General features: G+C 60.4%; 24 protein-coding genes. 16 read left to right on the top strand and 8 right to left on the bottom strand.

Going from position 1 to position 23,581, the window contains the following annotated elements:
* Positions 1-14: 14 nt before the first annotated feature.
* The gene (gene radC / locus ACW55A_RS23535) at positions 15-689 is read left to right on the top strand and encodes a RadC family protein (RefSeq protein WP_003432182.1); all 675 of its coding nucleotides are present in this window, start codon (positions 15-17) and stop codon (positions 687-689) included.
* A 165-nt stretch (positions 690-854) separates the two neighbouring features.
* On the opposite strand, the gene ACW55A_RS23530 is transcribed toward radC, so the two are convergent.
* Positions 855-2,441, bottom strand: coding sequence for an ABC transporter substrate-binding protein (locus tag ACW55A_RS23530; protein WP_498811653.1), 1,587 nt, complete (start codon positions 2,439-2,441; stop codon positions 855-857).
* Between the two features lie 364 nt (positions 2,442-2,805).
* On the opposite strand from ACW55A_RS23530, the gene rpmB reads away from it, so the two are divergent.
* Together rpmB and rpmG are read left to right on the top strand one after the other, a co-directional pair.
* Positions 2,806-3,039 (top strand): 50S ribosomal protein L28, encoded by a 234-nt coding sequence (gene rpmB / locus ACW55A_RS23525; protein WP_002551514.1) that lies wholly within the window; start codon positions 2,806-2,808, stop codon positions 3,037-3,039.
* Between the two features lie 11 nt (positions 3,040-3,050).
* Entirely contained in the window at positions 3,051-3,206 is a 156-nt protein-coding gene (gene rpmG / locus ACW55A_RS23520) for a 50S ribosomal protein L33 (RefSeq protein WP_002551515.1), read from the top strand.
* A gap of 164 nt (positions 3,207-3,370) precedes the next feature.
* Here the strand turns inward: rpmG and ACW55A_RS23515 are convergent, their stop codons facing one another.
* Together ACW55A_RS23515 and ACW55A_RS23510 are read right to left on the bottom strand one after the other, a co-directional pair.
* Positions 3,371-3,574, bottom strand: coding sequence for an I78 family peptidase inhibitor (locus tag ACW55A_RS23515; protein WP_103736009.1), 204 nt, complete (start codon positions 3,572-3,574; stop codon positions 3,371-3,373).
* A 77-nt stretch (positions 3,575-3,651) separates the two neighbouring features.
* On the bottom strand, positions 3,652-4,020 hold the full coding sequence (locus tag ACW55A_RS23510) for a cupin domain-containing protein (RefSeq protein ID WP_004666557.1): 369 nt from the start codon (positions 4,018-4,020) through the stop codon (positions 3,652-3,654).
* A gap of 239 nt (positions 4,021-4,259) precedes the next feature.
* Between ACW55A_RS23510 and ACW55A_RS23505 the strand changes: the two genes are divergently transcribed.
* Entirely contained in the window at positions 4,260-5,753 is a 1,494-nt protein-coding gene (locus tag ACW55A_RS23505) for an aldehyde dehydrogenase (protein WP_058397904.1), read from the top strand.
* 306 nt (positions 5,754-6,059) lie between these two features.
* Positions 6,060-7,208, top strand: a complete 1,149-nt coding sequence (locus ACW55A_RS23500; RefSeq protein WP_058397840.1) for an MFS transporter — start codon at positions 6,060-6,062, stop codon at positions 7,206-7,208.
* Here ACW55A_RS23500 and ACW55A_RS23495 read toward each other — a convergent pair.
* Together ACW55A_RS23495 and ACW55A_RS23490 are read right to left on the bottom strand one after the other, a co-directional pair.
* The gene (locus ACW55A_RS23495; protein WP_455808334.1) at positions 7,205-8,785 is read right to left on the bottom strand and encodes a phospholipase D family protein; all 1,581 of its coding nucleotides are present in this window, start codon (positions 8,783-8,785) and stop codon (positions 7,205-7,207) included. The two genes, ACW55A_RS23500 and ACW55A_RS23495, sit on opposite strands and share 4 nt — an antisense overlap.
* Before the next feature lie 72 nt (positions 8,786-8,857).
* The gene (locus ACW55A_RS23490) at positions 8,858-10,279 is read right to left on the bottom strand and encodes an aminotransferase-like domain-containing protein (protein WP_455808333.1); all 1,422 of its coding nucleotides are present in this window, start codon (positions 10,277-10,279) and stop codon (positions 8,858-8,860) included.
* A gap of 177 nt (positions 10,280-10,456) precedes the next feature.
* Between ACW55A_RS23490 and ACW55A_RS23485 the strand changes: the two genes are divergently transcribed.
* A complete protein-coding gene (locus ACW55A_RS23485; protein WP_003432188.1) occupies positions 10,457-10,708 on the top strand; it encodes a DUF1127 domain-containing protein in 252 nt (83 codons plus the stop codon).
* Between the two features lie 2 nt (positions 10,709-10,710).
* On the opposite strand, the gene ACW55A_RS23480 is transcribed toward ACW55A_RS23485, so the two are convergent.
* Complete coding sequence (locus ACW55A_RS23480; protein WP_455808331.1) at positions 10,711-12,024, bottom strand: NAD(P)/FAD-dependent oxidoreductase; 1,314 nt, start codon at positions 12,022-12,024, stop codon at positions 10,711-10,713.
* A gap of 105 nt (positions 12,025-12,129) precedes the next feature.
* On the opposite strand from ACW55A_RS23480, the gene ACW55A_RS23475 reads away from it, so the two are divergent.
* Complete coding sequence (locus ACW55A_RS23475) at positions 12,130-12,483, top strand: YkgJ family cysteine cluster protein (RefSeq protein WP_003314010.1); 354 nt, start codon at positions 12,130-12,132, stop codon at positions 12,481-12,483.
* A 7-nt stretch (positions 12,484-12,490) separates the two neighbouring features.
* Here the strand turns inward: ACW55A_RS23475 and dadR are convergent, their stop codons facing one another.
* The gene (gene dadR / locus ACW55A_RS23470) at positions 12,491-12,979 is read right to left on the bottom strand and encodes a transcriptional regulator DadR (RefSeq protein WP_003314011.1); all 489 of its coding nucleotides are present in this window, start codon (positions 12,977-12,979) and stop codon (positions 12,491-12,493) included.
* Between the two features lie 157 nt (positions 12,980-13,136).
* Between dadR and dadA the strand changes: the two genes are divergently transcribed.
* The 6 genes from dadA to ACW55A_RS23440 all read left to right on the top strand — a co-directional run bounded on the left by dadA (position 13,137) and on the right by ACW55A_RS23440 (position 19,150).
* Positions 13,137-14,438 (top strand): D-amino acid dehydrogenase, encoded by a 1,302-nt coding sequence (dadA, locus tag ACW55A_RS23465; protein ID WP_498811652.1) that lies wholly within the window; start codon positions 13,137-13,139, stop codon positions 14,436-14,438.
* The gene (locus tag ACW55A_RS23460; protein ID WP_003432191.1) at positions 14,410-14,763 is read left to right on the top strand and encodes a RidA family protein; all 354 of its coding nucleotides are present in this window, start codon (positions 14,410-14,412) and stop codon (positions 14,761-14,763) included. The genes dadA and ACW55A_RS23460 overlap by 29 nt, the downstream gene beginning before the upstream one ends.
* A gap of 74 nt (positions 14,764-14,837) precedes the next feature.
* Positions 14,838-15,911, top strand: coding sequence for an alanine racemase (alr, locus tag ACW55A_RS23455; RefSeq protein ID WP_248672454.1), 1,074 nt, complete (start codon positions 14,838-14,840; stop codon positions 15,909-15,911).
* A 131-nt stretch (positions 15,912-16,042) separates the two neighbouring features.
* Positions 16,043-16,585 carry a cupin domain-containing protein gene (locus ACW55A_RS23450; protein ID WP_498811683.1) on the top strand — a complete coding sequence of 181 codons (543 nt, stop codon included), beginning with the start codon at positions 16,043-16,045 and terminating at the stop codon, positions 16,583-16,585.
* Between the two features lie 24 nt (positions 16,586-16,609).
* Positions 16,610-16,933, top strand: coding sequence for a c-type cytochrome (locus ACW55A_RS23445; RefSeq protein ID WP_122267367.1), 324 nt, complete (start codon positions 16,610-16,612; stop codon positions 16,931-16,933).
* 285 nt (positions 16,934-17,218) lie between these two features.
* Complete coding sequence (locus ACW55A_RS23440) at positions 17,219-19,150, top strand: acetyl-CoA hydrolase/transferase C-terminal domain-containing protein (protein ID WP_003432195.1); 1,932 nt, start codon at positions 17,219-17,221, stop codon at positions 19,148-19,150.
* 54 nt (positions 19,151-19,204) lie between these two features.
* Here the strand turns inward: ACW55A_RS23440 and ACW55A_RS23435 are convergent, their stop codons facing one another.
* A complete protein-coding gene (locus tag ACW55A_RS23435; protein ID WP_065350878.1) occupies positions 19,205-19,729 on the bottom strand; it encodes an Mpo1 family 2-hydroxy fatty acid dioxygenase in 525 nt (174 codons plus the stop codon).
* Positions 19,730-19,810: 81 nt separating this feature from the next.
* Here ACW55A_RS23435 and ACW55A_RS23430 point away from each other — a divergent pair, with 81 nt between their 5' ends.
* The 3 genes from ACW55A_RS23430 (at position 19,811) to ACW55A_RS23420 (ending at position 23,504) form a co-directional block, all read left to right on the top strand.
* A complete protein-coding gene (locus ACW55A_RS23430) occupies positions 19,811-20,521 on the top strand; it encodes a Crp/Fnr family transcriptional regulator (RefSeq protein WP_024663333.1) in 711 nt (236 codons plus the stop codon).
* Positions 20,522-20,637: 116 nt separating this feature from the next.
* Positions 20,638-21,639, top strand: coding sequence for an extracellular solute-binding protein (locus ACW55A_RS23425; protein ID WP_455808328.1), 1,002 nt, complete (start codon positions 20,638-20,640; stop codon positions 21,637-21,639).
* Between the two features lie 248 nt (positions 21,640-21,887).
* Entirely contained in the window at positions 21,888-23,504 is a 1,617-nt protein-coding gene (locus ACW55A_RS23420; protein WP_498811651.1) for an ABC transporter permease, read from the top strand.
* Positions 23,505-23,581 lie beyond the last annotated feature (77 nt).

Here is a 23,581-nt window from a genome sequence, read left to right as displayed (position 1 = left end):
CACATGGAGGTGCTATGAGTATTCGCAGTTGGCCCGCGGCTGAACGCCCCCGGGAACGCTTATTGGAGTTGGGGGCGGCAAGCCTTTCCGACGCCGAGTTGCTGGCTATCTTTTTACGCACCGGCGTGGCTGGAAAAAGCGCCGTGGACCTTGCGCGTCATCTGCTGAATCAATTTGACGGGCTCAGACCGTTACTGGATGCGGATCTGTCGGCATTCACCTCGCAACTGGGGCTTGGGCCCGCCAAGTTCGCTCAGTTGCAGGCGGTCATGGAAATGGCGCGTCGGCATATGGCCGAGTCCTTGCGCCGTGAGTCAGCGCTGGAAAATCCGACCCAGGTTCGCAGCTATCTCAAGGCCCTCCTGCGGCATGAGCCGCACGAAGTCTTCGGCTGCCTGTTTCTCGATAACAAACACCGGGTCATGACCTTCGAGATATTGTTTCGCGGGACGATCAACGCGTCCTACGTGCACCCGCGCCAGGTGGTAAAACGAGCGATGGCGCATAACGCTGCGAGTCTGATCCTCTGCCACAACCATCCTTCCGGTATCACCACGCCCAGCCGTTCCGACATCGACCTGACCAAGCGCCTCAAGGAAGCGCTGATGCTGGTGGATGTTCATGTGCTTGACCACGTGATCGTGGGAGACGGTGAGCCACTGTCGATGGTGGAACGCGGTTTGATGTAAAGAGCTGACGAGCAATGTGCGCGATGGGGCGGGCACCCGGATTATCGCTCCCACGCTCTGCGTGGTAATGCCGTTCTGGACGCTCTGCGTCCGGTCTTCAGAGGGTCGTGCCAATGCAGGCATTGGCACGACGTCACCCAGAGAGCCTCAGGTCAGCCAGGGGACTTACTTGACCTGCACTTTATAGAAATCCTGCCTGCCGAACGGGCTGACCTGATAGCCAGTGACGTCCTTGCGTACCAGGGCTGCAGCCGTCGGATGGGCGAGGGGGATCCACAGTGCCTGCTGTTGAAGCTGCTGCTGGGCCTGGTGATACAGCTTGCTGCGTTCGGCCTGGTCACTGACTGATTTACCGTCTGCGATCAGCTTGTCCAGTGTCTTGTCGCAATAACGGGCGAAATTGGTGCCCGACTGCACGGCTGCACACGAGAACTGCGGGGTCAGGAAGTTATCCGGGTCGCCATTGTCGCCCGCCCAGCCCATGAACAGCAGGTCATGCTCGCCAGCCTTGGCGCGGCGAATCAGTTCGCCCCACTCAATGATCTTGATCTCGGCATCAATGCCGACCTGCTTCAAGTCAGCCTGCAACAATTGAGCGCCCAGGCTCGGGTTCGGGTTCAGCAGGCTCCCGGAAGGTCGCGTCCAGATAGTGGTCTTGAAGCCTTCCTTTACACCGGCCTTGGCCAGCAACGCCTTGGCCTTGGCAACATCGTGCTGATAGCCAGGCAGGTCCTTGGCGTAACTCCAGGTATTGGGCGGATAAGGACCATTGGCTTTTTCAGCGGTGCCTTCGAACACGGCTTTCAGGTAATTGTCCTTGTCGAACGCCAGGTTGATGGCCTGGCGAACTTCCGGCTTGTCGAACGGCGGGTGCTGGCTGTTGATCGCGACAAACGCGGTCATGAACGCTTCAGTCTTCTCGACCTTGAGCGAGTCGTCCTTGCTGGCTGCCTGAATATCCAGAGGCTTGGGCGAGAGCGCTATCTGGCATTCGTCCTGACGGATTTTCTGCAGGCGCACATTGGCGTCCGGCGTGATGGCATACACCAGCGTGTCGATATCAGACTTGCCGGCGAAGTAATCGTCGAACGCCTCATAGCGCACCGCGGCGTCTTTCTGGAAGCGCTTGAACACGAACGGCCCGGTGCCGATCGGCTGGCTGTTGAGTTTTTCCGGCGTGCCCGCCTTCAACAGCTGCGCGGTATATTCGGCTGAATAGATCGAGGCGAAACCCATGCTCAGCGTGGCCAGGAAGGTCGAGTCCGCATGGTTGAGCGTAAAGCGCACGGTGTGTGCATCGGGCGCTTCGATACTCTTGATCAGCGCGGGCAACTGCATGGATTGCGCATGCGGAAAACCGCTCTGGGCGATCTTGTGCCACGGGTTCTGCGGGTCGAGCATGCGCTGGAAGCTGAACAGCACGTCATCCGCGCTCAGCTCGCGAGTCGGCTTGAAATAGTCAGTGGTGTGGAATTTCACTCCGGCGCGCAGCTTGAAGTCGTAAGTCAGGCCGTCTTTGGACACGGTCCAGCTTTCTGCCAGGCTCGGCACCAGCTTGCCGCTCTTGGCATCGAAGTCCACAAGGCGGTTCATCAGCACGTCGGCCGATGCGTTGGTGGTGGTCAGCGAGTTGTACTGTACAACGTCGAAGCCCTCGGGGCTGGCTTCGGTGCAGACCACAAGGTTCGATGCCTGGGCAGCGACGGGAAGCAGGAGTGGAACGAGTAGAAAAGGGAGTGCAGCTAGGCGCATGGCGTTATTTCCTGTTCAGAAAGGGCCCCATCTGCCGGCGCAGTCTGGTGAGGGACTAACCCTAGACCATGTACTGGCGCAGAACAATCGTCTCGGCGCGACGAGCGGTCGATTTGCCTGTGCCCCCGCAGTGCTTGAGCATACCGCTGCGCGAGGCGTGATCATTCGGGTCAAAGTGCTTTGCCTGTTGTTGTGCCAAAGGCTTTCTGGTATAAAGCAGCGCTCTTTTCTAGGGGCCCGGTTCCTTCACTGTAGGTGTAGCCGGTAAGACCCTTAAAGAAACGCGGCGCCTGGCGCCAAATGACTGAGAGATTAAGCGGCCAACCCATGCCGGGTTGGGCATGTGGTTTTAGAGGGCTGAGGCATGTCGAGAGTATGTCAAGTTACCGGTAAGGGTCCGGTGACTGGGAATAACATTTCCCACGCAAACAACAAAACCCGTCGTCGTTTCCTGCCAAACCTGCAGCATCACCGCTTCTGGGTTGAAGGCGAGAAGCGTTTTGTTCGTCTGCGCGTATCTGCTAAAGGCATGCGTATCATCGACAAGCGTGGCATTGAAGTTGTGCTCGCTGAACTGCGTCGCGACGGCAAAATTTAAGGGAGAAAATCATGCGTGAATTGATCCGTTTGGTGTCGAGCGCTGGTACAGGCCATTTCTACACCACCGACAAGAACAAACGTACTACCCCGGATAAAATCGAAATCAAAAAATTCGATCCGGTTGTACGCAAGCACGTGATCTACAAAGAAGGCAAAATCAAGTAATTGATTCTGTCGGCTACAAAAAAACCCGCCTTGGCGGGTTTTTTTGTGCCTGCGTTCCTGGCGTAGCTGCCAGCAGTATCCAGGCAGCAAAACGCCCGACGCGATGCGCCGGGCGTTTCAAGCATGTGAAGCTGCTGTCGGGCGACGAAGGTACGGTCGCCTGATCAGCCGAAGCTGAAGCCGGCCACCAGACCGTCCTTGTCGACATTGACGTACAGACGGTTCGGGTTGAGGTCTTTGGTCGTGATGTCGCCAGGGCCGATCACCTTCTGAAGACCGGTAATTTCGCTGATATAGGCTTTGACGGTAGGCACATAGCGGCTGCCTACAAGGTACTGAAGCGCTTGGGCGATAACTTCGTTGGTCATTTTCAAAATCCTTTTTGAGTGAATGTCCTCACTGGACGCGCTCAGAATCCTCCAGAAAACCCGATGTGATGCGGTACTTATTTATCTGCAGCCGCCTCAAACACCACATAAATCTTGCGGCATGTTTCCAGCACCTCCCAGGTGCCCTTGAAACCGGCCGGAATCACGAAGCGGTCGCCTGCGCGCAGGGTTTTCGCGTTGCCCTGCTCGTCGCGCAGGACTGAAACACCCTGCACAATCTCGCAATACTCGTGTTCCGAATAATTCACCTGCCACTGCCCGGGCTCGCCATTCCAGACGCCCGCGCTCATCTGTCCGCAGGGGCTGTTGTAGTGGTTGTAGAGGGTTTGTGCCGGATCACCCTTGAAGACCTTTTCCGGTGCAGGGCGATAGTGCTCGGCGGCGGTGCTGGCTTCACTGAAGTCGACGATGCTTTCGATGCTCATGAGGGGCCCCTTGTCCTGAATGCGTTGAAGGTTTGACGTGCGTGCAGTGCGTTAGTGCCTCGGCGCGCGTGCTGAGCTGTTTAATAAAATCAACATAAAGGCACCGTAGCGGCTATTTATGTCAAATATATTGGTTTTGTCGGGCCGCTGGTTTAGGGTAACGGCCGTCCTGAAAAATTTCAGATTGTGTCTTTAATCAACCATGACACACCCACATTCAACAAGAGGAGGACATGCAAATGACCACCCTGACTCGTGCTGACTGGGAGCAACGCGCCCAGAATTTGAAGATCGAAGGCCGTGCCTTCATTCAAGGTGAATACACCGCAGCCTCCTCCGGCGAGACGTTTGACTGCATCAGCCCGGTCGATGGCCGGATGCTTGCCAAGGTTGCCAGCTGCGATACCGCTGACGCACAACGCGCGGTCGACAGTGCGCGCAGCGCCTTCAACTCCGGTGCCTGGTCGCGACTGGCTCCGGCCAAGCGCAAAGAAACGATGATCCGTTTCGCCGAGCTGCTCAAGCACAATGCCGAAGAACTGGCTTTGCTTGAAACCCTGGACATGGGCAAGCCGATTGGCGACTCGTTCGGCGTCGACATTCCTGGTGCTGCCAGAGCCCTGAGCTGGAGCGGCGAGGCCATCGATAAACTGTATGACGAAGTCGCGGCAACGCCTCATGACCAACTGGGTCTGGTAACGCGCGAGCCGGTGGGTGTCGTGGCCGCCATCGTACCGTGGAATTTTCCGCTGATGATGGCCTGCTGGAAGCTGGGCCCGGCGCTGTCCACCGGCAACTCGGTCATCCTCAAGCCATCGGAAAAATCTCCGCTGACGGCCATTCGTATCGCACAACTGGCCATTGAGGCGGGTATTCCTGCGGGCGTACTCAACGTGCTGCCTGGCTATGGCCACACCGTCGGCAAGGCGCTTGCCCTGCATATGGACGTGGACACCGTGGTCTTCACTGGCTCGACCAAAATCGCCAAGCAGTTGATGATCTATGCAGGCGAATCGAACATGAAGCGCGTGTGGCTGGAAGCCGGCGGCAAGAGCCCGAATATCGTCTTTGCCGACGCGCCTGATCTGCAGGCCGCCGCCAGCGCCGCCGCCAGCGCGATTGCCTTCAACCAGGGCGAAGTCTGCACCGCCGGTTCACGCTTGCTGGTCGAGCGCTCCATCAAGGATCGCTTCCTGCCGATGGTGATCGAGGCGCTGAGCGCCTGGAAGCCCGGCAACCCGCTCGACCCTGCGACCACCGTGGGCGCGCTGGTCGATACCCAGCAGATGAATACCGTGTTGTCCTACATCGAGGCGGGGCACTCCGATGGTGCCAAGCTGGTTGCGGGCGGCAAGCGCATTCTGCAGGAGACCGGCGGCACCTATGTCGAGCCGACCATTTTCGACGGTGTGAACAACGCGATGAAAATCGCTCAGGAAGAAATCTTTGGTCCGGTGCTTTCGGTACTGACGTTCGATTCTGCCGAAGAGGCGATCCAGATCGCCAACGACACGCAGTATGGTCTGGCGGCTGCCGTATGGACCGCGAACATCTCCAAGGCACACCTGACCGCCAAGGCTTTGCGCGCAGGCAGTGTATGGGTCAACCAGTACGACGGCGGCGACATGACCGCACCGTTCGGCGGCTTCAAGCAGTCGGGCAACGGTCGTGACAAGTCGCTGCATGCGTTCGACAAATACACCGAACTGAAGGCGACCTGGATCAAGTTGTAGTCATTTGCCTATCGCTCCCAGGCTCTGCCCTCGGAGCATTGGCAAGATGGGGTCTCACGATCATCGCTCCCACGCTCTGCGTGGGCGTGTGGTTCTGGACGCTCCGCGTCCTGGCTTGGATGTGCGCAACGGCGCAGATCTGTGACGCGGAGCGTCACGGGATGCATGCCAACGCGAAGCATTGGCGCGATGGGACCTCAAGATTGCTCATCGTTCCCAAGCTCTGCGTGCCATTGGCTCGATGGACATTTCAGGATTTGTACAAGGCGAAGAGAGCGCAGCGCAGCGCTGGGCAGGAGCGTGGAAATGCGTTGGGGTACTTATTTTGCTGTGCTGGCGTCCGTGCTGGGCGTTGGTCTGGCAATGGGCGTCAGCATGCCGCTGGTTTCATTGCGGCTGGCAGGCTGGGGCTATGGCTCGTTCGCCATTGGCATTATGGCGGCGATGCCTGCGGTGGGCGTGCTGCTCGGCGCGGCGCTGGCCAGTCGTCTGGCGGCGCGCTTCGGCACGGCCAATCTGATGCGCCTGTGTCTGTGGGCCGGGGCGTTTTCGGTCGGCGCGCTGGCGCTGCTACCGTATTACTGGATCTGGCTGGTCTTGCGCCTGACCCTCGGGGTCATTCTGACCATCGTCTTCGTGCTGGGTGAAAGCTGGATCAATCAGCTGGTCATCGAGCGCCTGCGCGGGCGTCTGGTGGCGCTGTATGGCAGCACCTACGCATTGAGCCAACTGGCAGGTCCGCTGCTGCTCGGCGTGATCGGCACCGAGGCCGACTACGGTTTCTGGATTGGCGTGGCGCTGCTGGTCGGCTCACCGTTTCTGCTGTTGGGGCGCACCGGCGCGCCGTCGACCGAATCCTGCAACGTGACGTTTGCCGATCTGTCCGGCTTCTGTCGCGGCATGCCTGCCATCGCCTGGGCGGTCGCCCTGTTTGCTGCGTTCGAAGCGCTGATCCTCACCCTGTTGCCGCTTTACTGCATACGCCACGGCTTCACCCCGGAAATCGCCCTGATCATGGTCAGCGTGGTGGTGGTCGGTGACGCGCTGCTGCAACTGCCGATCGGCATGCTCGCCGACCGCATTTCACGTCGCGCGATGTTCACCGGCTGTGCCGCCTTGCTGCTGGCGTCCAGTCTGCTGGTGCCATTGCTGATCGACACTGTTCTGATCTGGCCGCTGTGGACCGTCTTCGGTGCCAGTGCCGGTGGGCTGTTTACCCTGTCGCTGATTCTGATCGGCGAACGCTATCGCGATGATTCGCTGGTCCGCGCCAACGCGCATGTCGCTCAACTGTGGGGCATCGGCTGCCTGCTCGGCCCGTTGATAGCCGGCGCGGGCAGCCAGTGGGTCAGCGGTGAGGCCTTGCCGCTGATGATGGCTGCAGGTGCCTTGGGTCTGCTGATACTGATCCGGCGACGCGGTGCGTTCGGCGATACGCAGGCTGCGCCCGCTTAAAGCATTCTTTCCAGGCCGATGGCGCGGCTCATCCACGCATTGAAACGCCGCCACCAGTCGCCCGGTTCGGTATACAGGGTGTGGATCTGCCCGTTGTCTTCGGTCACCCACACCACTTTGCCGTCCTCCAGCCGCGCTTCGTAGGTGAGCGACGGGGCCATGCCCTGCAAGGTCAGTTCGCGCAGTTGTTCGGCCAGTTGCGGGCTGTCGACCAACACGCCCACTTCGGTATTCCACAGCACAGAGCGCGGATCGAAGTTGAATGAGCCGACAAAGACCTTCTGCCGATCAAAGATCATCGCCTTGCTGTGCAGGCTCGATTCGGAACTGACCAGAGAATGGCTTTTCTTGAACAGATGCGGACCGCTGCCGCGCATCGTCTCGGTATCGCCAGGCTGTCGGCGCAGCTCGAAGAGCTTCACGCCATGCTCCAGCAGTGCCTTGCGGTACGGCGCATAGCCGCCATGCACGGCAGGCACGTCGGTGGCTTCCAGGGAGTTGGTCAGCAGGCTGACATTGACACCGGCATCGGCCCGGCCGGTCAGGTACAGCAAGCCTTCCTGGCCCGGCACAAAGTAGGCCGAGATCAGCATCAGTTCCTTGTGCTTGTTCAGCAGTTCAGGCGCCAGTTGCGTGGTCAGCAGCAGGTGCGGATCAGGCTCGCCCTGCGCCAGTACCTTGGTCGGTGCATCCCACAGCGCCTGGTTGTACGCCCAGACCAGCTCGTTGAGCCAGGTTTTCATGCGCGGCTGGGTCTTGTAGGCCATCAATCGCTCATACAGCGCCTTGTGCTGCTGGTGCGCCTGCTCCAGAGAATCGTCCAGCTTGCGCCGGGCCTCGGCCAGATCCTCTCCGTCTGGCCGGAAATAGATGAACTCATCGATAGGCTTGCTGAGTGTGCTGTTCCAGTACTGGTCGAAGCTGTGGCCGAGCTGCTCGGCCACCGGCCCCACGCTGAGCATGTCGATATCGGTGAAATTCAGGTTCGGCTCGGCATCGAAGTATTCATCGCCCAGGTTGCGCCCGCCGACGATGGCCACGCTGCTGTCGGCCAGCCATAGCTTGTTGTGCATGCGCCGGTGCTGGCGCGACAGGTTCATCAGGCGCCCGAGGCTGCGGGTGATGCCGGTCTCGCGCCCCAGGTTTTGCGGGTTGAACAGGCGAATCTGAATGTTCGGGTGAGCGGCCAGGGTGGCGATGGCCTGATCCAGACCGTCGCTGGTGGTGTCGTCCAGCAGGATACGCACGCGTACGCCACGGTCTGCCGCCTTGAGCAGTTCATCGATCAGGGCGCGCGTGCTCAGGCCGTCGTGGACGATGTAATACTGCAGATCAAGGCTGCTTTTTGCATTGCGGATCAGTTCGGCGCGAGCCTTGAAAGCGTCACTACTGTCAGGCAACAGACGAAAGCCAGAACGTCCCTCGTGGGGCATGGCCATGGCCTGGATCGAACGGCCGAACGCGGAGCCTGAAGGCGGCATGGCCTGGCTTGGCTCACTGGCGAGCTGTTGATGCGCGCAACCGCTGACGCATAACGCAACCAGCAAGCAAAAGGGCAAGGCCCATGAGTTATTCAAATTGATCTTCCGCGTCTGGACATGGCTCGACTTGGCGATATGACCCGCAAAACCGGGAAAGATTTGCCCGCATCAGTCAGTTTGCGCATTCAGTAGTGCAATTGTCTCGCCCACGATACGCACAGCGCTCTCGATTTCGCGGTTGGGTTTGGTCGCGAAGTTCATGCGCATGCAGTTGCGGTACTTGCCCGATGCCGAAAAGATACTGCCCACAGCGATCTGCACACCCTTGTCCAGCAAGGCGCGGTTCAGGCGCAGGGTGTCGAAGCCTTCGGCCAGTTCCACCCACAGCATGAAGCCGCCTTGTGGTCGGCTGGCGCGGGTGCCTTCAGGGAAGTAGCGCATCACCCAGTCGATCATCTGGTCGCGACTACGCTGATATTGGCTACGCATGCGCCGCACATGTGGCTCGTAATGGCCGCCTTCGATGAAGTCGGCAATGGCCAATTGTGGCTGCGGGGCGGTCGAGCCGGTGCCGATGTATTTCATGTGCAGCACCTGCTCCAGATAGCGGCCCGGCGCTACCCAGCCGATTCGCAGCCCGGGCGCCAGGGTCTTGGAAAACGAACTGCACAACAGCACGCGACCGTCCTCGTCGAAGGATTTGATGGTGCGCGGGCGAGGGTAGTTGTAGGCCAGGTCTCCATACACATCATCTTCGATGATCGCCACGTCGAAGCGCTGCGCCAGGGTCAGCAGTGCCCGCTTGCGTGCTTCAGGCATGACATAACCCAGCGGGTTGTTGCAGTTGGGCGTCAGCTGAATGACCTTGATCGGCCATTGCTCCAGCGCCAGTTCCAGTGCTTCGAGGCTGATGCCGGTCAACGGGTCGGTAGGGATTTCCATGGCTTTCATGCCCACGCCCTTGAGCGTTTGCATGGCGCCGAAGAAGCTTGGCGAGTCCACCGCCACGATGTCCCCCGGCGAGCAGATGGCCCGGACACTCGCTGACAGCGCTTCATGACAGCCATTGGTGACGATCAGGTCATTGGCGGTCAGGTTGCAGCCCGAGTCGAGCATCAGCCTGGCAATCTGCTCGCGCAGCCTGCGCACGCCGTAGATGTTGTCGTAATACAGGCCCGGCATGTCCTGATGGCGACTCAACTGACTCAGCGCGCGCATCAGCGGTTTCAGGGTCGGGCTGGTGACATCGGGCATGCCGCGCCCCAGTTGCGTGACGGCTTCAAGAGGTGCCACGCGAATCAGGTCCAGTACCTGATCCCATTGAGAGATATCCACAGGCCGCTGCACAGGCCTGCCGACCGCTGGCAGCGCAGGGGCTTTTCGGCTGACCGAGACGAAATAGCCGGACTTGGGTTTCGGCGCGGCCAGCCCATTGTCTTCCAGCACCCGGTACGCCTGCTGCACGGTACTCAGGCTGACGCCATGTTCGACGCTCAACGCGCGTACCGAGGGCAGGCGGTCGCCGGGGCGATAGAAGCCGTTTTCGATGCGCGAGCCGAGCAGTTCGGCGAGGTTGACGTAGAGCGTCATGGCATACTCTCAGAAAGTCGAATGCGGTAAAGCAAAATACAGATTGGCCGAAAATATAGCATTCAGTGGCGTTTTTGAATCTTCTGTATGGAAAATATAAAGGACTTTTGAATCTGTATTGGTTTTGCTGTTCGCTGCATCATGAACCCACACCCACCCAGAATGAGGGAGCAGGACATGAACGGGTTCAGCGATGTGCGCCTTGCGCTTCACAGCCATGAATTGAATGAGTATCGGCCAGCGGCGGTCAGAACGGTCCGCTCGAACAAGGCCGATCTGTTGGCAGGCATGGGGCGCTGGGCACTGTATCGCCATCGCTGGTTGTCACGCCGTACCTTGCTGACACTGACGGACGACCAGTTGCGCGACATCGGGCTGGATTTCCGTCAGGCGCGGGTCGAGGCGATGAAGCCGTTCTGGAGGCCCTGAGCCTAGCGCAGCTCTTTAAGGCGGTGCCAGAGCATGCCTAATGCCAGCAGAGGCGAGCGCAAGTGCTTGCCGCCGGGAAAGGTCATGTGCGGCACTTTGGCGAACAACTCGAAACCATCGCTGTGTTGCCCGGCGATGGCTTCGGCCAGCAGTCGGCCTGCCAGATGCGTGGCATTCAGACCGTGGCCCGAGTAGGCCTGAGCATAAAACACGTTGGGGTGCTGCTTGAGCCGGCCAATTTGCGGCAGGCGATTGGCGCCGATGCCGATCATTCCGCCCCACTGGTAATCGATCTTCACTGAGGCCAGTTGTGGAAACACATCGAGCATCTTCGGTCGCATGTACGCGGCGATATCCTGAGGGTCACGCCCCGAGTAATGGCAGGCGCCGCCGAACAGCAAACGGCGGTCGGCAGACAGCCTGTAGTAATCCACCGTCACCCGCTGATCGCAGACCGCCATGTCCTGCGGCAACACTTCACGGGCCTGCGCTTCGCTCAATGGCTCGGTGGCGATGATGTAGCTGCCGGCAGGCAACACCTTGCCGCTGATTTCCGGATTCAAGTCATTGAGGTAGGCGTTGCAACCCAGCACCAGGGTCTGCGCCTGCACCGAACCGCCCGCTGTATGCACCCGAACCTGCGGGCCATAATCGATGTTCGTCACCGCTGAGTGTTCGTACAACTGGACGCCGAGCGACTGCGCCACAGCCGCTTCGCCCAAGGCAAGGTTCAACGGATGCAAATGCCCCGAGCCCATGTCGATCAGGCCACCGACATAGCGTGAGGAGCCCACCACCCTGTGCATCTCTTCGGGTTGCAGCAACTGCAGTGCATGGCGATAACCCAGGCCGCGCAACTCTTCTGCATCTTCGGCAAGGCTGTGCAGGTCGCGCGGTTTGTTGGCCAGATCGCAATAACCCCATTTCAGGTCGCAATCGATAGCATGCCGTTCGATGCGCTGACGTACGATCTCGACGGCCTCGATGCCCAGCAGCTTGAGCTGCCGCACGCCTTCGCTGCCGATGACATTGGCGAACTGTTCGACGCCATGACCGACCCCGCGAATCAACTGACCGCCATTGCGCCCGCTGGCCCCCCAACCGATCTTGCGCGCTTCGAGCAGCGCCACGCTGAACCCGCGCTCGGCCAGTTCGATGGCAGTGTTGAGTCCGGAGAATCCACCGCCTACTACGCACACATCCACCTTCACCTCACCTTGCAGCGCAGGATGATCCGCTTGCGCATGACTGCTGGCGGCGTAGTAGGAAGCAGCGTGCTGATCGTGACGAGTCGGGTGCTGAACGCGGGCGTTCATGAGCGTGTCCTGTTGGTGGCGGATGGCGTGTCGGGAGGATAAGCCGCTGTCATGAGCCTGCCAACTGAGGCAAACTTGCGGCCTTATGTATGAGTGGTCGAGTCAATGAGCTGCAACCGTCAGAAAATAGCGGATCTGCGTCGCCAGATTCCTTCGTTCGAGTGTGTGCCCGGCTGCCACGACTGCTGTGGGCCGGTGACCACGTCGCCCGAAGAAATGTCGCGTCTGCCGCGCAAGACGGCCGCCGAACAGGACGCTGCACTGGACGAACTCAATTGCGTACACCTTGGTCCGCAAGGCTGCACCGTGTATGACGAACGCCCGCTGATCTGCCGCCTGTTCGGCACCACCGCAAGCCTGCCCTGCCCGAATGGCCGTCGGCCGGTCGAGTTGATCCACCCACGGGTCGAAAAGCAGATTCATGAGTACATGGCCTCGACTCGCCAGGTACTCGTATAGCAGGCAATCAGTCGGGAATCGGCAGATTCAGGCTCTCTTTGACTTCCTCCATGACGATGTAGCTCTTGGACTCACGCACGTGCGGCAGTTTGAGCAGGATATCGCCCAGCAGTTTGCGGTAGGACGCCATTTCGGAAATCCGCGCCTTGACCAGGTAGTCGAAGTCGCCGGACACCAGATGGCACTCCAGCACATGGGGAAGCTTCAGCACGGCACGGCGGAATTCTTCAAAGGTGTCGCCAGACTTGTAGTCCAGGCTGATCTCGACGAATACCAGCAGGCTGGCCTTGAGGCTTTGCGGATTCAGCCGGGCGGTGTAGCCCATGATGATCCCCTCGCGTTCCAGCCTGCGCACCCGCTCTGTACAGGGCGTAGTTGACAGGCCGACCCGCTCGCCAAGCTCGGTGAACGAGATGCGCCCGTCGGCCTGCAGGATGCGCAGAATATTGCGATCGATCTTGTCCAGCTCACGATTTGACTGGTGTTGAGTGCGCACGGGTCATTTCCCCTCTAGCAAAGCGTTTATCGCCGCGAATAAACACCAAATATAGATCTTTATACAGTGAGAAGCACTGCCCATTGCTCAATATACTGCGCACATCCTTGCTTAAAACTTCGAATTATCAGCGGATATCCGCGATGAGGTCATCGACATGCGCGTTCTGGTCCTGGGTAGTGGCGTTATCGGTACAACCAGTGCTTATTATCTGGCGCGTGCCGGTTTCCAGGTGACCGTCGTTGACCGTCAGCCTGCTGCCGCCATGGAAACCAGTTTTGCCAATGCCGGCCAGGTTTCTCCGGGCTATGCCTCGCCATGGGCTGCGCCGGGTGTTCCGCTCAAAGCGCTCAAATGGCTGCTGCAGCGCCATGCGCCATTGGCGATCAAGGCGACGGCGGATATCGATCAGTACCTGTGGATGGCGCAAATGCTGCGCAACTGCACGGCCAGCCGTTATGCCGTCAATAAAGAACGCATGGTACGCCTGTCCGAATACAGTCGCGATTGTCTGGATGGACTGCGCCTCGAGACCGGCATCGCCTACGAAGGGCGCAGCCTGGGCACCACGCAGTTGTTCCGGACCCAGGCCCAGCTGGACAACGCCGCCAAGGACATCGCTGTGCTCGAGCAGTCCGGTGTTCCTTACGAACTGCTGGATCGCGAAGGCATTGCCCGTGTCGAGCCCGCCCTGGCCGGTGTGACCGGCATCCTCAGCGGTGCATTGCGCCTGCCCAATGACCAGACGGGTGACTGTCAGTTGTTCACCACGCGCCTGGCGGAAATGGCCGTGGCGCTGGGTGTCGAGTTCCGCTACGGGCAAAACATCGAACGCCTCGACCACGCTGGCGACCGCATCAATGGCGTGTGGATCGACGGCAAGCTCGAAACCGCCGATCGTTACGTGCTGGCGCTGGGCAGTTACTCGCCGCAGTTGCTCAAACCGCTGGGCATCAAGGCGCCGGTCTATCCGCTGAAGGGCTACTCGCTGACCGTGCCGATCACCAACCCGGACATGGCACCGACTTCGACCATTCTCGATGAAACCTATAAAGTCGCGATCACCCGTTTCGACAACCGGATCCGCGTCGGTGGCATGGCGGAAATAGCCGGTTTTGACCTGTCGCTCAATCCGCGTCGACGCGAAACACTGGAGATGATCGTCGGTGACCTCTATCCTCAGGGCGGCGACCTGACCCAGGCCGATTTCTGGACCGGGTTGCGTCCGACCACGCCCGACGGCACACCGATTGTGGGTGCAACACCGTTCCGTAACCTGTTCCTCAATACCGGCCATGGCACTCTGGGCTGGACGATGGCGTGTGGTTCCGGTCGCTTGCTGGCAGACCTCATTGCCCGCAAGACACCCCGTATCAGTGCTGAAGGCCTTGATATCTCTCGTTACGGCAACACTCAGGAGAATGCACAGCATGTCAATCCAGCGCCAGCTCACCAATGAGCGCATGAGTCAGGTCGTTGTCCACAATGGCACCGTCTATCTGTCGGGCCAGGTCGGCAATGACATGACTGCGGATGTCGAGCAGCAGACCCGAGAGGTACTGAACAGCATCGAGCGCCTGCTTGACCTGGCCGGCACCGACAAGACGCGTATCCTGTCGGTCACCATTTACCTGAAAGATATCAATGCCCACTTCGCCGGCATGAACAGCGTCTGGGACAAATGGCTGCCCAAGGGTTTCGCGCCTGCACGCGCAACGGTCGAGGCCAAGCTGTGCCAGCCCGAAATGCTCGTTGAACTGTCGGTGGTCGCCGCGCTGCCTTGAGCCTTGTTGCCCGGCGCGTCCCTGCGTCGGGTTCGCCCTCTCCCTTTCCATCCTTTCAGGCAAGTAACGTCATCATGCGTCCAGCCCGCGCCTTTATCGATCTTCAGGCACTGCGTCACAACTACCAATTGGCCCGTGAAAACAGCGGCGGCAAAGCGCTCGCCGTCGTCAAGGCCGATGCCTATGGTCACGGCGCGGTGCGCGTCGCACAGGCGCTTGAAGCGCAGGCCGACGGTTTTGCAGTGGCTTGCATTGAAGAAGCTCTGGAGCTGCGTGCGGCAGGCATTCGTGCGCCGGTCCTGCTGCTTGAAGGCTTTTTCGAGGCCGACGAGCTGGCGCTGATTGTCGAGCATGACCTGTGGACCGTTGTACACGCGACCTGGCAACTGGAAGCCATCGAGCAGGCGCGCCTGGGCAAACCGATAACGGTCTGGCTCAAGCTCGATACCGGCATGCACCGGGTTGGCCTGCATCCTCACGAGTACCAGGCGGCTTATCAGCGTCTGCTGGCAACCGGCAAAGTGGCCAGAATCGTGCTGATGAGCCACTTCTCCCGCGCCGATGAGCTGAACAGTGCCTGCAGTGATGAGCAGCTTGCCGTATTCGAGACCTTTCGCAAGGGGCTGGCAGCGGAAACCAGCCTGAAAAACTCCCCGGCGGTGCTGGGCTGGCCACAGATCCCGAGCGACTGGTCGCGTCCGGGCATCATGCTCTACGGTGCTACGCCGTTTGATCAGGTGCACCCGCTGGCGGATCGCCTGCAACCGGTGATGACCCTGGAATCGAAGATCATCAGCGTGCGTGAACTGCCCGTTGGTGAGCCCGTGGGCTATGGCGCGACATTTGTCTGTGACCGGCCTTTGCGTATCGGCGTAGTAGCGATGGGCTACGCCGACGGCTATCCGCGTCACGCGCCGACCGGCACGCCCGTGCAGATCGACGGCCAGCCGTCCAGACTGCTCGGACGGGTGTCCATGGACATGCTCTGCGTCGACCTCACCGATGTGCCGCAGGCCGGGCTTGGCAGCCGTGTCGAGCTGTGGGGCAAGCAGGTGCTCGCCAGTGAAGTGGCCCAGCGTGCAGAAACCATTCCCTACGAAATCTTCTGCAACCTGCGTCGCGTTCCGCGCATCTATTCCGAAGACTGATTCATCTCTCTGTGCCCCAGGCCGCAGTGGGTCAGGTGTCTGTCGAAGTGTTGTAAATATCGAACGCTGTTGCCATGATGGCGTTCATACCGACTAGACCTGACAAAACCTGGGGGAATATCGCATTGGACGTGGGTGAACGACTGCAATCGATTCGCAAGCTCAAGGGCCTGTCCCAGCGTGAACTCGCCAAGCGCGCAGGTGTGACCAACAGCACCATCTCCATGATCGAAAAAAACAGTGTCAGCCCTTCGATCAGTTCGCTGCGCAAGGTGCTCGGCGGCATCCCCATGTCCATGGTCGAATTTTTCTCGGAAGAATCCGTGCCCGAGAACGCAGCTCAAGTGGTGTACAAGGCCAGCGAGCTGATTGATATCTCGGACGGTGCAGTGACCATGAAGCTGGTCGGCAAATCGCATCAGGGCCGCGCCATCGCCTTTCTCACCGAGACCTACCCACCGGGTGCCGACACCGGGGAAGAGATGCTCGTTCACGAAGGCGAAGAGACCGGCATCCTCGTCGAGGGTCGGCTGGAACTGGTGGTCGGGCTGGATACCTATGTGCTCGAAGCGGGTGACAGCTACTATTTCGAAAGCACCCGGCCGCATCGCTTTCGTAACCCGTTCGACGTCCCGGCACGATTGATCAGTGCGGCCACCCCGGCCAATTTCTGACCCGCCCCTTGCGATGAGTGATGCGTGAAACTGACCCGAAAGATTCTGAGCAGCGCAGGCGTTCTGGCGTTGTGGGCGTTCAACGCGCAAGCCGCCGATACCGCCCGAGCGCCTGACGACGTCATCGCGGCCCATTGCGTCGCCTGTCACAGCGTCGGCCTGCTCAACGCGCCGAAGATCGGTGACACGGCGGCCTGGGAACAGCGAGCTCAGCAAAAAGGCGGCCTTGATGGACTGCTGGCCAGCACTATCAAAGGCCTCGGCATCATGCCCGCGAAAGGCACCTGCGGCGATTGCACAAACGATGAACTGAAGAGTGCCATTCAGAGCATGTCCGGGCTGAAGTGAGGTGAGCTCTCGTTCATACGCTAGAGCACCTGGCGCTGTACATGCGTGTTGTGAGAGCGAGCCGGGCGACGCTTCGCTTGCTGGCGAAGATGATGTTTAGATCGATGCATTTTTGGCGATAGTGCACGCCCTTTCGCGAACGAGTTCGCTCCTACGCCCTTCGGGCAGAAGCCTGGGAGCCTTTTGTTCCGGGCGTAACGATGATGCTCTGCGCGGCAGAGCATGCAGCACTTTGACGTTGTCGTCGGTCCAACCTGCACCCAATAACAATTCAGGAGAGCTGGGATGCCGTATTCCTGTTCCATCGAGCATGCCGTCGATCACGTTCTTGCGCAGCTACCCGAACATATCCACCTCGGCATGCCGCTGGGGCTGGGCAAGCCCAACCGCTTCGTCAACGCGTTATACCAGCGCATCAGCGAGTTGCCCGAACGACGGCTGACGATCTACACCGCGCTGACACTCGGGCGGCCGACGCCGGGGGAGGGTTTGCAGGCGCGGTTTCTCGAACCGTTTCTGGAGCGTGTCTTCGCTGACTATCCGGAGCTCGATTTCCTGGCTGCACTGCGCCGCGACAAACTTCCTGCCAATATCCATGTGCAGCAATTCTTCATGCAGCCAGGCAGTTTGCTCAACAGCCAGTCAGCCCAGCAAGACTACGTCAGCAGCAATTACAGCCACGCCGCCCGCGACATCAACGCCAACGGCCTGAATCTGGTCGCGCAACTGGTGGCCCGTGACGAGCAGCGTCCAGGCACGTTGAGCCTGAGCTGCAACCCGGACGTGACCCTCGACCTGTTGCCCATGATCGCCAAGCGCCGGGCCGCCGGGGAGACCATTCTGATGCTCGGCCAGGTGCATGCCGATCTGCCGTACATGCCGGGCGACTCGGAACTGGATGTCGACGCCTTTGATGTGCTGATCGATGAAGACGAGCGCAGTACGCTGTTTTCCACCCCCAATATGCCAGTCGGCTATCAGGACCACCTGATCGGCCTGCACGCCAGCACGCTGGTGCGTGACGGCGGCACGTTACAGATCGGCATCGGCTCGATGGGCGATGCACTGACCGGCGCGCTGCTGGCCCGTCAGGCCGATAACGAAACCTGGCGCGGCCTGCTGGCCGAGTTGAACATGAGTAACTGGCAGACCCTGATAGATCGGGAGGGCGGCGTTCAGCCGTTCGCCAGCGGCCTTTACGGTTGCAGCGAAATGTTCGTCAACGGCCTGCTGGTACTCGCCGATGCCGGCATCGTGCGGCGCAAGGTGTATGCCGATGCAGAGCTGCAACGGCTGGCCAACATGGGCACGCTGGATGAGGATGCCCATCCTGGTGGCGTAGTCGTGCATGGCGGCTTTTTCCTCGGCCCGCGCAGTTTCTACGCGCGACTGCGCGAGCTGCCCGCCGAGCGGCTGGCGCAGTTCAACATGACCGCCATCAGCTACATCAACGAGCTTTACGGCCAGGAAGAACTCAAGCGCCTGCAACGCCGCGATGCGCGCTTCATCAACAGCGCGTTTACCGTCACCCTGATGGGCGCGGCGGTGGCTGATCAACTGGAAGATGGCCGGGTGCTCAGTGGCGTGGGCGGTCAGTACAACTTCGTGGCGCAGGCCCATGCACTGGAAGGCGCCCGTTCGATTCTGATGCTGCGCAGCTGGCGCGAGTCGGGCGGCGAGGTCAGCTCCAACATCGTCTGGCAGTACGGCCACACCACCATTCCCCGACACTTGCGCGACATTGTCGTGACCGAATACGGCATCGCCGATCTGCGTGGGCAGACCGATGCGACGGTGATCGAGCGGATTCTGAACATCACCGACTCGCGGTTTCAATCGGGCCTGATCGAGCAGGCGCAAAAGGCTGGCAAGCTACCCAAGGACTTCCGTCTCGATCCGCGCTTCACTGACAACACACCCGAGCGCCTCAAGGACACCGCATCACGCTATCCGTCGCTGTTTACCGAGTACCCGCTGGGGTGCGACTTTACCGCCGAGGAACGCGATCTACTGAGAGCCCTGAACTGGCTGAAGAGCAAGCTCAAGCTCACTGAAATCCTCGAGCTGGGCAAGGCGACCCTCGATGCTCCGGACCCCGAAGCCTTCCTTGCGCACTTGCAACGCATGCAGCTCGACCAGCCGCAGGGCTTGCGCGAAGAGTTGTATCAGCGGCTGTTGCTGGCCGGGTTGCAGAACAGCACCGGGCTTGCCGGCTAAGAGGCGGGCACTGATCGTTGTTGCTGGTGACGATCGGTGCCCGGCGCTTCGCGCCTAGGTCGTCGCCTTGCGGGTCGCACGCCCGACCGGGCCGACGCGCTCTTCGATGGCGTGCTGCAGCGGTTTGCGCTGGCCCATCAGGAACGCCAGCTCCGCGACCACAAACAGCGGGCCGATGATCAGCCCGGTCAGGTCATCGATGAAGGCCGGTTTGCGCCCCTCGTAGTAATGGCCGACGAACTGGATGATCCAGCCAATCACAAAGAGCCCGACGCCCGCACTCAGCCAGACCATGGTTGGCTGCTGCGCAAGGTCGGCCCCGGCCCAGATGCACAGCGCCAGTAATATCGCCATGACGATGCCCAGAGCGCGGTCGAGTCGCAGGTAAAAGACCATCGAGCCCAGGGCCAGAAGCGCCGCCGGTGAAAGCCACAGCCCGCTTATATTCCATCCCGGTCGTGAGAGAAGCACCGCCACGGCCAGCACGATCAGTGGGATACCCACGAAGTGCGTCACGATATTGCGCGAATCACGGTGATAAGCCGCGTATTGGCTGAGATGATCGACAAGGTTTTTCATTATTATTCCTGCCTGAGACGATGGCCGGCGTGAGCCTGATTTCTTGTACAACATGCATGGCTGAAAGAGAAGGGAGCAAAAATGACAAATGGAGTGTCGTGGCGGTCACGATTGCTATCCGATTACTGGTTTTCCCATCTGCCTGCCGATCTGCAGGATAGCCTGCTGGAGGCTGCCCGCCAGCGCCGCAAGACGCCCGGCCAGCGGCTGTTCGACAAGGGCGATCTGCCCTGCGGTGTTTATGTGCTGCTGGAGGGCCGCGTGCGGATCGGCGGTGCCCACGAGCAGCGGCTGCTGAGGCACGTGGAACCTGCAAGCGCGCCGTGCTGGTTTGGCGAAGTCTCGCTGTTTGACGGGCTGCCGCGCCGTTTCGAAGTCTGCTCGCTGGAACAGAGCATCTTCCTGCACATCCCACAGCCATTCCTGGCCCGGCTGCTCGACAGGCACCCCGAGTACTGGCGCTGGTTTGCCGCACTGCTCAGCCAGAAGGTCGGCTTGCCACTGCAGAGCCCCGAGAAAATGCGTCGCCTGCCGCCGCGGGCGCGGGTTGCCTGGCGCCTGTTGATGCTCAGCGAGGGGTATGGCCCGTTGAGCCAGGCAAGACGCCTGATTGCGCTGGACGACATTCAGGCCGCGCAGCGTCTCGCGCTTGCCTCGCCGGCCTTGCTGGAAGTGCTCCAGGACCTGCATGAGCGCAGGATCGTGCGCCTGGGAGAAGGGCACCTGGAGGTGTTCGATGTGGACAAGCTGCGCCGGGTCGCGAACTTTTCCAGAGCCAGGGCTGTGTGCTGATCACCGGTCATGATCGAGCCTGGACACATCCGGTAACGGCTCCGCTGCCGCTTCGATTGAGATAGCAAATGGGATTCACTACCATTTCGCCTCCTTTGCGAACGCGAGATACCCCGATGCAGGCAAGCAAGCGTCTTCTGGCTGCTCTGACACTGACTTTACTGGGCAGCACCGCTCAGGCTGCCGATGAAGTGGTGGTGTATTCATCCCGGATCGACGAGCTGATCAAGCCGGTATTCGATGCGTACACAGCCAGTACCGGGGTGAAGATCAAATTCATCACTGACAAGGAAGCGCCGCTGATGCAGCGCATCAAGGCCGAGGGACAGAATGCGACCGCCGACCTGTTGCTGACGGTCGATGCGGGCAACCTCTGGCAGGCCGAGCAGATGGGTATCCTGCAGCCGTTCACCTCGCCGGTGATCGAAGCCAACATTCCGCCGCAGTATCGCTCATCGACGCACGGCTGGACCGGTCTGAGCCTTCGCGCGCGCACCATCGCCTATTCCACCGACCGCGTGAAGCCTGCCGAGCTGAGTACCTACGAGGCGCTGGCCGACAAGAACTGGGAAGGCCGCCTGTGCCTGCGTACCGCGAAGAAGGTCTATAACCAGTCGCTGACCGCTACGCTGATCGAAACCCACGGTGCCGAAGCGTCGGAGAAAATCCTCAAGGGCTGGGTCAACAACCTGTCCACCGACGTGTTCTCCGATGACATCGCAGTGCTTGAGGCGATCAATGCCGGGCAATGCGACGTGGGCATCGTCAATTCCTATTACTACGGCCGCCTGCACAAGGAAAAACCGGACCTGGCGGTGAAGCTGTTCTGGCCGAACCAGGCGGATCGCGGTGTGCACGTCAACCTGTCGGGTATCGGTCTGACCCAATACGCTCCGCACCCTGAAGCGGCCAAGGCTCTGGTCGAGTGGATGACCGGCCCTGAGGCGCAGAAGATTTTCTCCAGCGTCAATCAGGAGTTCCCGGCCAACCCGAACGTGGCGCCTTCAGAAGAAGTGGCGAGCTGGGGGCTGTTCAAGGCCGACACCATCCCGGTCGAAGTGGCAGGCAAGCGCCAGGCAGAAGCGATACGCATGATGGATCGCGCGGGCTGGAATTGATTTAATACCCAGTGCCTTATCGTTATACATAAGACTCGTGGGAGCGAGCTTGCTCGCGAAGAGGCCGGCACAGCCCCGTAAATGTGTTGCTTTCGTAAGCAAGCTCACTCCCACAAAGGTGTATGTCCGGCCTGATACTACGGTTCATCCCCCCATTTTCCGGGTGTGTAACGGTGGGCGCTCCAGCGCCCTAGACGAATGACGCAGAGACTTGTCACTCACTCATCCATCCCGATTTCGAGAACACCGTGGCCCATCCTGCCCAACGCCGCTGGTACCCCCTGGTTTTCGCCATCGCAGCGCTGGTCGTGCTGCCGCTGAGCGTTTTGCTGCTGTCGTGGGAGACGGTTGACCAGCAGATATGGTCGCACCTGCTCGAAACCCAGATGGCGCGTCTGCTGGGCAATACGCTGATCCTGGTGCTGGGTGTCGGCGTGGGCGTGACGTTGCTGGGGGTGAGCCTGGCGTGGCTCACCAGCCTGTGTGAATTTCCCGGTCGCCGCTGGCTGGACTGGGCGCTGATGCTGCCTTTCGCGATCCCCGCCTATGTGCTGGCGTTCGTATTCGTCGGGCTGCTGGATTTTTCCGGTCCGGTGCAGACCCTGTTGCGCGAATGGTTCGGCTCCGGTCTGCGCCTGCCTCGGGTGCGCTCCACCGGTGGGGTGATCATCGTCCTGGTGCTGGTTTTCTATCCTTACGTCTACCTGTTGGCGCGCACGGCGTTTCTGGCGCAGGGCAAGGGCTTGATGGAAGCTGCGCGAGTGCTGGGCAACACACCCCTGCAGGCGTTCTGGCGCGTGGCGCTGCCAATGGCGCGTCCGGCCATCGGCGCGGGGGTGGCGCTGGCCCTGATGGAAACCCTGGCCGATTTTGGTGCGGTGTCGGTGTTCAACTTCGACACGTTCACCACTGCCATCTACAAGACCTGGTACGGCTTCTTCAGCCTGTCCAGCGCTGCGCAACTGGCCAGCCTGCTGCTGTTGGCCGTGCTGGTGCTGCTGTACGGCGAACGCCGCGCCCGGGGTGCAAGCCGACCGGCCAACGAGCGTCCGCGTGGCGCTGCGCTTTACCGGTTGCGCGGCCTCAAGGCATTGGCCGCGAGCTTCTGGTGTGGGCTGGTGTTTCTCTGTGCTTTCGTGGTGCCGATGCTGCAACTGATCGTCTGGGTCTGGCAGCGTGGCCGCTTCGATCTGGATGAGCGCTACACAGGGCTGATTCTGCACACGCTCTATCTGGGTGGCATGGCGGCGTTGATCACCGTCAGTGTGGCGCTGATTCTGGCGTTTGCCCGACGTATGGCGCCCACGCCTGCGATCCGCTCCGGCGTCAGCCTCGCCAATTTGGGCTACGCATTGCCTGGCTCGGTACTGGCGGTTTCAATCATGCTGGCGTTCAGTTACCTGGACCGCGAACTGGTCATTCCGCTGTCCGGCTGGCTGGGCGGCGCAGGCAAGCCTTTGCTGCTGGGCAGCCTCTCGGCCTTGCTGCTGGCTTATCTGGTGCGCTTCATCGCCGTCGCCTTCGGTCCGTTGGAGCACAGCCTGTCGCGTATCCGCCCGTCATTGCCTGAAGCGGCGCGCAGTCTGGGGGTCAGCGGACCAAAGTTGTTTCTCAACGTGTATCTGCCGTTGCTGGTGCCAGGGGCGCTGAGCGCGGCGCTGCTGGTGTTCGTCGATGTGCTCAAGGAAATGCCGGCAACCCTGCTGATGCGCCCGTTTGGCTGGGATACGCTGGCGGTACGCATCTTCGAAATGACCAGCGAGGGCGAGTGGGCACGGGCTGCGTTGCCAGCTTTGTCGCTGGTGCTTGTAGGACTATTACCCGTCATTGGGCTGATTCGCCGCTCTGCCTGTCAGACTGGCTAGGTGCGGGGTTCTCAACTTGCGGCTACAATGCGCCGCAATTGGTGCGGTCTGTCAGACAATTCGGTCAGCTGTTACGT

The organism is Plantibacter cousiniae (nom. nud.) (assembly GCF_977070315.1).
This window is presented reverse-complemented; position numbering and strand designations above follow the sequence as displayed.

Bases quoted from the DNA above. Each gene is read 5' to 3' on its own strand.
- dadA (WP_498811652.1), top strand. From the start codon at position 13,137: ATGCGCGTTCTGGTCCTGGGTAGTGGCGTTATCGGTACAACCAGTGCT.
- alr (WP_248672454.1), top strand. From the start codon at position 14,838: ATGCGTCCAGCCCGCGCCTTTATCGATCTTCAGGCACTGCGTCACAAC.
- rpmG (WP_002551515.1), top strand. From the start codon at position 3,051: ATGCGTGAATTGATCCGTTTGGTGTCGAGCGCTGGTACAGGCCATTTC.
- radC (WP_003432182.1), top strand. From the start codon at position 15: ATGAGTATTCGCAGTTGGCCCGCGGCTGAACGCCCCCGGGAACGCTTA.
- ACW55A_RS23505 (WP_058397904.1), top strand. From the start codon at position 4,260: ATGACCACCCTGACTCGTGCTGACTGGGAGCAACGCGCCCAGAATTTG.
- ACW55A_RS23515 (WP_103736009.1), bottom strand. From the start codon at position 3,574: ATGACCAACGAAGTTATCGCCCAAGCGCTTCAGTACCTTGTAGGCAGC.
- ACW55A_RS23480 (WP_455808331.1), bottom strand. From the start codon at position 12,024: ATGAACGCCCGCGTTCAGCACCCGACTCGTCACGATCAGCACGCTGCT.
- ACW55A_RS23510 (WP_004666557.1), bottom strand. From the start codon at position 4,020: ATGAGCATCGAAAGCATCGTCGACTTCAGTGAAGCCAGCACCGCCGCC.
- ACW55A_RS23475 (WP_003314010.1), top strand. From the start codon at position 12,130: ATGAGCTGCAACCGTCAGAAAATAGCGGATCTGCGTCGCCAGATTCCT.
- ACW55A_RS23425 (WP_455808328.1), top strand. From the start codon at position 20,638: ATGCAGGCAAGCAAGCGTCTTCTGGCTGCTCTGACACTGACTTTACTG.
- rpmB (WP_002551514.1), top strand. From the start codon at position 2,806: ATGTCGAGAGTATGTCAAGTTACCGGTAAGGGTCCGGTGACTGGGAAT.
- ACW55A_RS23435 (WP_065350878.1), bottom strand. From the start codon at position 19,729: ATGAAAAACCTTGTCGATCATCTCAGCCAATACGCGGCTTATCACCGT.
- ACW55A_RS23500 (WP_058397840.1), top strand. From the start codon at position 6,060: ATGCGTTGGGGTACTTATTTTGCTGTGCTGGCGTCCGTGCTGGGCGTT.
- ACW55A_RS23430 (WP_024663333.1), top strand. From the start codon at position 19,811: ATGACAAATGGAGTGTCGTGGCGGTCACGATTGCTATCCGATTACTGG.
- ACW55A_RS23440 (WP_003432195.1), top strand. From the start codon at position 17,219: ATGCCGTATTCCTGTTCCATCGAGCATGCCGTCGATCACGTTCTTGCG.
- ACW55A_RS23485 (WP_003432188.1), top strand. From the start codon at position 10,457: ATGAACGGGTTCAGCGATGTGCGCCTTGCGCTTCACAGCCATGAATTG.
- ACW55A_RS23530 (WP_498811653.1), bottom strand. From the start codon at position 2,441: ATGCGCCTAGCTGCACTCCCTTTTCTACTCGTTCCACTCCTGCTTCCC.
- ACW55A_RS23460 (WP_003432191.1), top strand. From the start codon at position 14,410: ATGTCAATCCAGCGCCAGCTCACCAATGAGCGCATGAGTCAGGTCGTT.
- ACW55A_RS23490 (WP_455808333.1), bottom strand. From the start codon at position 10,279: ATGACGCTCTACGTCAACCTCGCCGAACTGCTCGGCTCGCGCATCGAA.